The 8046-nt window shown below is 71.8% G+C and carries 6 protein-coding genes; 1 reads left to right on the forward strand and 5 read right to left on the reverse strand.

Annotated features, from left to right (window positions below; translation table 11 throughout):
• Positions 1 to 41: 41 nt before the first annotated feature.
• The 3 genes from gdhA to ACFVIM_RS29725 all read right to left on the reverse strand — a co-directional run bounded on the left by gdhA (position 42) and on the right by ACFVIM_RS29725 (position 3807).
• The gene (gene gdhA, locus ACFVIM_RS29715) at positions 42 to 1397 is read right to left on the reverse strand and encodes an NADP-specific glutamate dehydrogenase (RefSeq protein ID WP_384307722.1); all 1356 of its coding nucleotides are present in this window, start codon (positions 1395 to 1397) and stop codon (positions 42 to 44) included.
• Between the two features lie 683 nt (positions 1398 to 2080).
• Positions 2081 to 2860 carry a BTAD domain-containing putative transcriptional regulator gene (locus tag ACFVIM_RS29720; protein ID WP_384307724.1) on the reverse strand — a complete coding sequence of 260 codons (780 nt, stop codon included), beginning with the start codon at positions 2858 to 2860 and terminating at the stop codon, positions 2081 to 2083.
• A 188-nt stretch (positions 2861 to 3048) separates the two neighbouring features.
• The gene (locus ACFVIM_RS29725; RefSeq protein WP_384307727.1) at positions 3049 to 3807 is read right to left on the reverse strand and encodes a thioesterase II family protein; all 759 of its coding nucleotides are present in this window, start codon (positions 3805 to 3807) and stop codon (positions 3049 to 3051) included.
• A gap of 468 nt (positions 3808 to 4275) precedes the next feature.
• On the opposite strand from ACFVIM_RS29725, the gene ACFVIM_RS29730 reads away from it, so the two are divergent.
• Positions 4276 to 4908 carry a ScbR family autoregulator-binding transcription factor gene (locus ACFVIM_RS29730; protein ID WP_384307730.1) on the forward strand — a complete coding sequence of 211 codons (633 nt, stop codon included), beginning with the start codon at positions 4276 to 4278 and terminating at the stop codon, positions 4906 to 4908.
• Between the two features lie 571 nt (positions 4909 to 5479).
• Here the strand turns inward: ACFVIM_RS29730 and ACFVIM_RS29735 are convergent.
• Together ACFVIM_RS29735 and ACFVIM_RS29740 are read right to left on the reverse strand one after the other, a co-directional pair.
• Positions 5480 to 5752, reverse strand: a complete 273-nt coding sequence (locus tag ACFVIM_RS29735) for an acyl-CoA carboxylase epsilon subunit (RefSeq protein WP_384307733.1) — start codon at positions 5750 to 5752, stop codon at positions 5480 to 5482.
• A 100-nt stretch (positions 5753 to 5852) separates the two neighbouring features.
• Entirely contained in the window at positions 5853 to 7451 is a 1599-nt protein-coding gene (locus ACFVIM_RS29740; RefSeq protein ID WP_384307736.1) for an acyl-CoA carboxylase subunit beta, read from the reverse strand.
• Positions 7452 to 8046: the final 595 nt, after the last annotated feature.

Consider the following 8046-nt stretch of genomic DNA (forward strand, 5'->3'; position numbering starts at 1 on the left):
CCCCCGGGCCCCCGGCCCGGGGGTGCGCCCGGCGCGGTGTCCTAGATGAGGCCCTGGGCCAGGACGGCGTCGGCGACGCGTTCGAAGGCGGCGATGTTGGCGCCCGTCGCGTAGTCGCCGGGGCGGCCGTAGCGCTCGGCCGTCTCGTACGCCGTGTCGTGGATGGAGCGCATCACGCCCGCCAGTTCGTCCTCGACCCGGTCCGCCGTCCAGGAGTCCCGCGCCGCGTTCTGCCGCATCTCCAGGGCGCTGGTGGCGACTCCGCCCGCGTTGGCGGCCTTGGCCGGGCCGAAGGCGACGCCCGCCTCCCGCAGGACGCGCAGGGCCTCGGGGGTGGTGGGCATGTTGGCGCCCTCGGAGACGGCCGTGACGCCGTTGCGCACCAGGGCGATGGCGTCGGTCTCGGTCAGTTCGTTCTGCGTGGCGGAGGGCAGGGCCACATCGGTGGGGACCTCCCACACGCTGCCCTCGGTGACATAGCGGGCCGAGGTGCCGCGGCGCTCCGCGTAGTCGCTGACGCGGCCGCGCTCGACCTCCTTGATCTGCTGGAGCAGGGCCAGGTCGATGCCCTTCTCGTCGATCACATAGCCGCCGGAGTCGGAGACCGTGACGACATGGGCGCCGAGTTGCTGCGCCTTCGCGACGGTGTAGAGGGCGACATTGCCCGAGCCGGAGACGGTGACCCGGCGTCCCTCCAGGTCCGTGCCGCGGACCTTGAGCATCTCGGCGGTGAAGAGGACGTTGCCGTAGCCGGTCGCCTCGGTGCGGACGCGCGAGCCGCCCCAGCCGGTGCCCTTGCCGGTGAGGACCCCGGCCTCCCAGCGGTTGGTGATCCGCCGGTACTGGCCGAAGAGATAGCCCAGCTCCCGGCCGCCGACGCCGATGTCCCCGGCCGGTACGTCGGTGTGCTCGCCGAGATGGCGGTGCAGCTCGGTCATGAAGGACTGGCAGAACCGCATGACCTCGGCGTCGGAGCGGCCCCGGGGGTCGAAGTCGCTGCCGCCCTTGCCGCCGCCGATGCCGAGGCCGGTCAGGGCGTTCTTGAAGATCTGCTCGAAGCCGAGGAACTTCACGATGCCGAGGTTGACCGAGGGGTGGAAGCGCAGCCCGCCCTTGTAGGGGCCGAGCGCGCTGTTGAACTCCACCCGGAAGCCCCGGTTGATCCGGACCCCGCCCTGGTCGTCCTGCCACGGCACCCTGAAGATCACCTGGCGCTCGGGCTCGACGAGCCGTTCGACCACCCGGTGCTCGCGGAGTTCGGGCCGGGCGGCGACCACCGGCGCGAGCGACTCCAGCACCTCCTGTACGGCCTGGTGGAACTCCGGTTCGCCGGGGTCGCGGCGCTGGAGCGCGGCTTCGACGCTGGCGAGCCAGTCGGTGGCGGCGGTGGACGGCATGGGCGGTTCCTCTGTTCTCGTCGGTGAGGGTGGGTGGTACGGGTGTACGGGCTCCGCGGGGAGCGGGGGCGGGTTGGGGTACGGGCTCTGCGGGGAGCGGGGCGGTGGCGGGCGTTCTGCGGGGAGTCTGCCTGATGGCACCCGGGGAGTGTCTTCAAAGTAGCGTCGTCCGCCCGGAGGGCGGGTCTGGCGGGGTCTGGTGCGTGGGATCGCAAGGCGGAGGAGGGAGCCAATGCGGAGCATTGGCGACTGACGACAACGCGGCGAGCGTGCGTGCCAGGGCACGGCGGACAGGCGGGACTTTGACGACACGACCCAGGGAGGGGAGGGCCGGTCGGGGCCATCAGCGCGCCCGGGCGCGGGGAGCCGGCCGCGCGGACGTCCCGGACCCACTCACCTGGGACCCGGACGCCCCGGCGTTCGCGCGGTGTCTCCCGGATCCGAGGCTCTCCCAGAACGGGCGGCACGGGAACGGGACGCGGGCCAGGACTAGGACGAGGACCAGAACCGATGTGCGGGGCCGACGGGAGGTGACGGGGGGCTCTCGCGAGCGGTGAAGGCGGACGGGACGGAGACGCCGCGCCGGGGGCGGAGGCGTTCCGGCGGTCGGTGGGCGCCGCCCGCGCTCGTCCGGCCGTGGGGATCGGGAGGCGGAGGGAGCCCTCCCCGGCCGGAGGAGCGCCTCAGGCGCCCAGCGTCGCCGGGCGGTGTGCCCCGCTGGGGTCCAGCACGGCCAGCTGGAGGTGCTGGAGCTCGGTGGAGGGCTCAAGTCCCAGTTCGGTGCTGAGGATCCGGTACAGGCTCTGGTACGCCTGGAGGGCCTCCGCCCGCCGTCCCGCCCGGTGCAGGGCATGGATCAACTGGCCATGGAACCACTCGTTCAGCGGGTAGTCATGGACCAGCGAGCGGAGTTCGGGGATGTTCTCCCGGTGCCGTCCGAGCTGGTTGTCGGCCTCGATCCGCAGCTCCAGCGCGCGGATCCGCAGCTCCGCGAGATGGGCCACACGTCCGCCGAGGATCTGCCCGGTGGGGACGCTGGAGAGCACCGGGCCGCGCCACAGCGCGAGCGCGGACCGCAGACTGCGGGCCGCCGCGTCGGGCATCCGCCGCTCCAGCTCCGCCCCGGCCCGGTCCACCAGCCGCTCGAAGAGGGTGATGTCGACGTCGTCCCGGGGGACCTGGATGAGATAGCCCAGCGGCCGGGTGACCAGCAACTGGTCCTCGCCCGTCCAGCAGGGTTCGAGCACCCGGCGGGCCTGGTGGATATAGGTCTGGACCGTGGCGTGCGCGCTGCGTGGGGGCCGGTCGCCCCACAGCTCCTGGATGAGCAGCTCCGCGGGGACGACCTCGTTCGGGCGCGTGAGCAGCAGTGCGAGCGTCTGGCACACCTTCGGTGTGGTCGGCAGCCGTACCTCTCCGTCGTCGCACACGATCTCGAACGGGCCGATGAGATTGAACCGCACGTCGCACTCTCCTGTCCCGGCGCGCTGGGGCCCGTTGCGGTCATCGGGCTCGGAAGGGAACCAGGTTGCCTTCTCGATTGTTGGCCGGGGCGCTCATCAGGGGCTCATCGCCGGGGAACGGATGCTCCTGCGGAGAGTGGGCGGTGAACCGGTACGGAGCGGGCCGCCCGGCCCGCTCCGTACCGCCGTCAGGCCGCGTCGGAGGCCGGGACGGGAGAGAACCGGGTACGGACGGTCCGGGCCAGCTCATCGGTGTTCTGGTCCAGATAGAAGTGTCCGCCGGGCAGCACCCTCAGCTCCGAGGCGGCCCGGGTGTGGCCGCGCCAGGCGTCGGCGGCCTCGACCGGGACGACCGGGTCCTGGTCGCCGACGAGGATGGTCAGCGGGACCGAGAGCAGGGGGCCCGCCCGCCAGGTGTAGGAGCCGATCGCGCGGTAGTCGGCGCGCAGTGGGGGCATCACCATCTCCAGCAGGTCGGGGTCGTCGAAGACCTGGCCCACCGTGCCCCCCAGCCTGCGGATCATCGCGATGATCTGCGCGTCGGTGCGGAGCCGGTCGCTCGCGCCGCCCTGGGGGGTGGGCGCGAACCTGCCGGAGAGGAAGAGCCGTTCGGGCCCCGGCTCGGAGCGCCGCTCCAGTTCCCGGGTCACCTCGTAGGCGATCACCGCGCCCATGCTGTGACCGAAGAAGGCGAACGGGCGTCCGTCCAGGGCCAACAGCTCCTCCAGCAGTCCGGAGACGAGTCCGTGGATGGACTCCACGGGTTGCTCCATGCGGCGGTCCTGCCGCCCTGGGTACTGGACGGCGAGGACGTCGAACTCCGGTGTCAGCTCCCTGGACAGCGCCAGATAGGCGCTGGCGGCTCCGCCCGCGTGCGGAAGGCAGATCAGTCGCGGGGCCCCGCTGGGCGCTGCCGGACCGAACCGCCGGAACCAGTGGCTGGCCATGTTCCTCCCCTTCTCCCTCGCTCCCCCTGCCCGCGGTCGCGGGCCAGGGGCGGCCCACGCCGTGCTCATGGGTGACCGCACCGGCGCAGGACAGGATTCCCGGCCACCATGACCCATCCCTCTTGCGGACGACATGAGATCGACGTGATGGGTTCCCTCTACACCGAAGTGTTCCGGACCCACGCGTCGCGGAACGCCGTCAGTGACTGGCTGTCAGCACGGCCTTCCGGCAGGGGAGAGGGGTACGAGGCGAACCGCGCACCCGGTTCGTGTTGTGCGTAGATCCGCCGCTCACCGGGTAACCCCTGGTGAGCGGCAGATGGAGTCTGTCGCTCCGCATGCTCTGACCAGCCTGCTCATTTGAGACACCTTTGACCCCTAAATAGATACCGCATGCGCGGTTTATATACACTGGGTTTCCTGCCCCATCCCTCATTCCGGGTCGGGGCCCCGACCACGGAGCACGACATGACGAAACAGGAGCGGGCGGTCCGTACGCGTCAGGCACTGATCCGATCGGCCGCCGAGGTGTTCGACGCGGAGGGCTTCGCGTCCTCCTCGATCACCGAGATCAGTTCCAGAGCCGGGGTGAGTAACGGCGCACTGCACTTTCACTTCGCCAACAAGAACGCGCTCGCCGAGAAAGTCGAGGAGGTCGCCCTTGGCGAGCTACGCCGGATCCTCATGCCCTGGCACGGGGACGGCGCGCCGTCCTTCCAGCGGTTGGTCGACGCCACCCATCTGCTCGCCGAGCGGCTCCAGGGGGATGTGATCCTGCGCGCGGGCTTCGGACTGAGCGCGGACGCCACCTGGAACTGCCGTGCCGATCTGCGGCGTTACTGGGTGGACTGGACCGCCGAGGCGCTCACGGTCCTGGAGAAGGAGGGCGCGCTGGCCGACGGGGTGCGTCCCGAGGACGCGCTGGCGGTCATCGCGGCGACGACGGTGGGCCTGGAGGCCCTGGCGCGCTCGGATCCCCAGTGGGTGGGCCGCAGTGTCTCCACCCGGCTCTGGCGGCTGCTGCTGCCGCGCCTGACGGCGGCCCATCTGGAGGGCACCGTACGGGCGGAGGGGAGTTCACCGCTCAGCCCGGCGCACTGACGGGTGGCGCGGGACAGGCGCCCGCGCTGAGGGGTGGAGTTCGACGGGTGCCCGCCGACGGGTGCCCGGCCGGTGCCGTCGGACGCGTGACGCGTGCCGCGCGATGCGTCGTCAGGCGCGTGCCGCGCGATGGGCTCGTCGTACGCGTACGGTGCCGGAGGGTCGCCGATCGGCGGCCGGGGGGAGGTGGTCCGGGCGCGCGTACCGGGGGGCGGCCGGGTCGGCCGTCGCCGTCCTGGCGGACCGGGTGGACGCGGGTGGGAATCCCCGTGTGATCGTGTCGTACCTCGACCCGCCCGCGGCGCACGGGGCGGTGGTGCTCCCGTGCGGGGCGCCACCCGATGGGGTTTCTCACGGTGGCGACAGGTGGTGGGTCGAACGGCCCCGGGTGGGGGCGGGAGGGCCGCCGGGCCAGATGGCCGCGCGGAGGCCGGTCAGGGACGCGTGCCGCAAGCGGTATCGACGAGCGATGACGAGTGGGAGCGAGCGATCATCCGTGGGGACACGCACGGGCGAGCTCTGGCGAACACGGTGGCCAGGGGCGGTTGGAGCCCCTGGCCACAGCGCTGGTTCAGGCGGCGTTCTTCCAGCTCGGGGACGCTCCGGCGGCCCATGAGGTGGCCGCCCTGCGGCGTACGGCGGACGGGCGCCAGGGCGCGCCGTTCCGCCGCGTACCGCGCGAGCCGTCCGCGTCGGCGGTGGCCCGTTCGCTCAGCACGGCGGAGAGCACCGCCGCGATGGCGGCGACCTCCTCCGCGCTCGGCGCACCGCTGGTGACCCGCCATGACTGAGCCGTGAGCAGCTCGGTGGCGGCCACCATCGGGTTGATCGCGCGAGACGCCATGTACTCCTCCTTGGACGTTCGGGGACTCGTTCTTCCATCGCTGGGATGCGCGGATGCGCGGGAGATCCGGGAGGGATCGCGGAGTGCGGGGGAACCGGCCTTACTGTGGCTGGTTGCCGTGCTTGCGCGTGGGCAGCGGCGCGTGCTTGTCCCGCAGCATCGCCAGCGCGCCGATCAGGGCGGAACGGGTGTCGGCGGGGTCGATGACATCGTCGACCAGTCCGCGCTCCGCCGCGTAGTACGGGTGCATCAGCTCCTCGCGGTACTCCGCTATCCGCTGCTGCCGGGTGGCGTCGGGGTCCTCGGACGCGGCGATCTCCCGGCGGAAGACCACGTTGGCCGCGCCCTCCGCGCCCATCACGGCGATCTCGTTGACCGGCCAGGCCAGCGCGATGTCGGTACCGATGGAGCGGGAGTCCATCACGATGTAGGCGCCGCCGTACGCCTTGCGCAGCACCAGGGAGATACGCGGGACGGTGGCGTTGCAGTAGGCGTAGAGCAGCTTGGCGCCGTGGCGGATCACGCCGTTGTGCTCCTGGTCGACACCCGGCAGGAAGCCGGGCACGTCCACCAGGCTCACCAGCGGGATATTGAAGGCATCGCACATCTGGACGAAGCGGGCGGCCTTCTCCGAGGACTCGATGTCCAGCACACCCGCCATCGACTGCGGCTGGTTGGCCACGATGCCGACGACCTCGCCGCCGAGCCGCGCGAGCGCGCAGATGATGTTCTGCGCCCAGCGCTCGTGGACCTCGAAGTACTCGCCGTGGTCGGCGATGGACTCGATCACCGCGTGCATGTCGTACGCCCGGTTGGGGTCGGCGGGCACCAGGTCCGCCAGGTTCTCCGTGCGCCGGTCCGCCGGGTCGTCGCTCTCCTCCGACGGCGGGTGCTGGCGGTTGTTGGAGGGCAGATAGGCCAGCAGATGCCGTACGTCCTCCAGGCAGCGCTCCTCGTCGTCGTACGCGAAGTGCGCGACCCCGGACAGCGAGGCGTGGACATCGGCGCCGCCGAGGCCGTCCTGGGTGATCTCCTCGCCCGTCACCGCCTGGACCACGTCCGGGCCGGTGATGAACATCTGCGAGGTGCCGCGCACCATGAAGACGAAGTCGGTCAGGGCGGGGGAGTAGGCGGCGCCGCCCGCGCACGGGCCCATGATCACGCTGATCTGCGGGATCACCCCGGAGTTGCGGACATTGCGCTGGAAGATGCCGCCGTAGCCCGCGAGCGCGGTGACACCCTCCTGGATCCGCGCGCCCGCGCCGTCGCAGAGGCCCACGATCGGCGCGCCCGCCTTCTCGGCCAGGTCCATCACCTTGTGGATCTTCTGTGCGTGGGCCTCGCCGAGCGCCCCGCCGAAGATGCGGAAGTCATGGGCGTAGGCGAAGACGGTACGGCCCTCGACCCGGCCGTAACCGGTGATCACGCCATCGCTGTAGGGGCGCTTGTCCTCCAGGCCGAAGCCGGTGGCGCGATGTCGGCGAAACGTTTCCGTCTCGGTGAACGTGTCCTTGTCGAAGAGGAGTTCCAGTCGTTCACGGGCGGTGAGCTTGCCCTTCTTGTGCTGGGTCGCGGTCGCCTTGGCACTCGGCCCGTCGATCGCGCGCTGACGCAGCTCGGCCAGCTCCGCCACGCGCGAGCCCATGGACGGGGGTGCCGCCGCCACGACGGGCGCGGGCCCTTCCTCGACGATGCTCATGCTTGTCCTTTCCGGAGGGAACAATGCCGCCGCGCTCCACGGCGGCACGACGTCGGACACCGGCCGGGACCGGCTCTCACCGGTCCGGGGGGAAGCGGGACAGGGGTACGGATCCGGGGGGCTCGGTCGTGTCCTCACCATCCCGTCTGTCTGGCGAGGTCCGGCACGGGCCCTCCCCGGGCTTGGCGGCCCGGGGAGGGGTGTTCCGGAGCCTGGAGGGGGTGCCCCCGGGCCCGGGAGCCTGGAGGAGGGTGCCTCCGGGGTGGAACCTGGGTGGGGTGCCCCATGGCCCTGACGGCCCGGGAGAGGCGCCCCCGTGGTGGCCGGCTTCGTCCGCCCCGGGACCCTCCCCGCGGGAACCGCCGCACCGGACCCCGGCCGGACCCTCCCCCCGGACGGAGTCCAGGGGGAGGACGGCGCTAGGTCGTGTCGTCAAATTCCCGTCTGTCCGCCGTGCCCTGGCACGCACGCTCGCCGCGTTGTCGTCGGTCGCCAATGCTCCGCATTGACTCCCTCCTCCGCCTTGCGATCGCACGCACCAGACCCCGCCAGACCCTCCCCCTGGACTTCGTCACAGGGGGAGGACGACGCTACT

This window comes from Streptomyces sp. NPDC057638, from assembly GCF_042800315.1.
Taxonomy (GTDB): Bacteria; Actinomycetota; Actinomycetes; order Streptomycetales; family Streptomycetaceae; genus Streptomyces.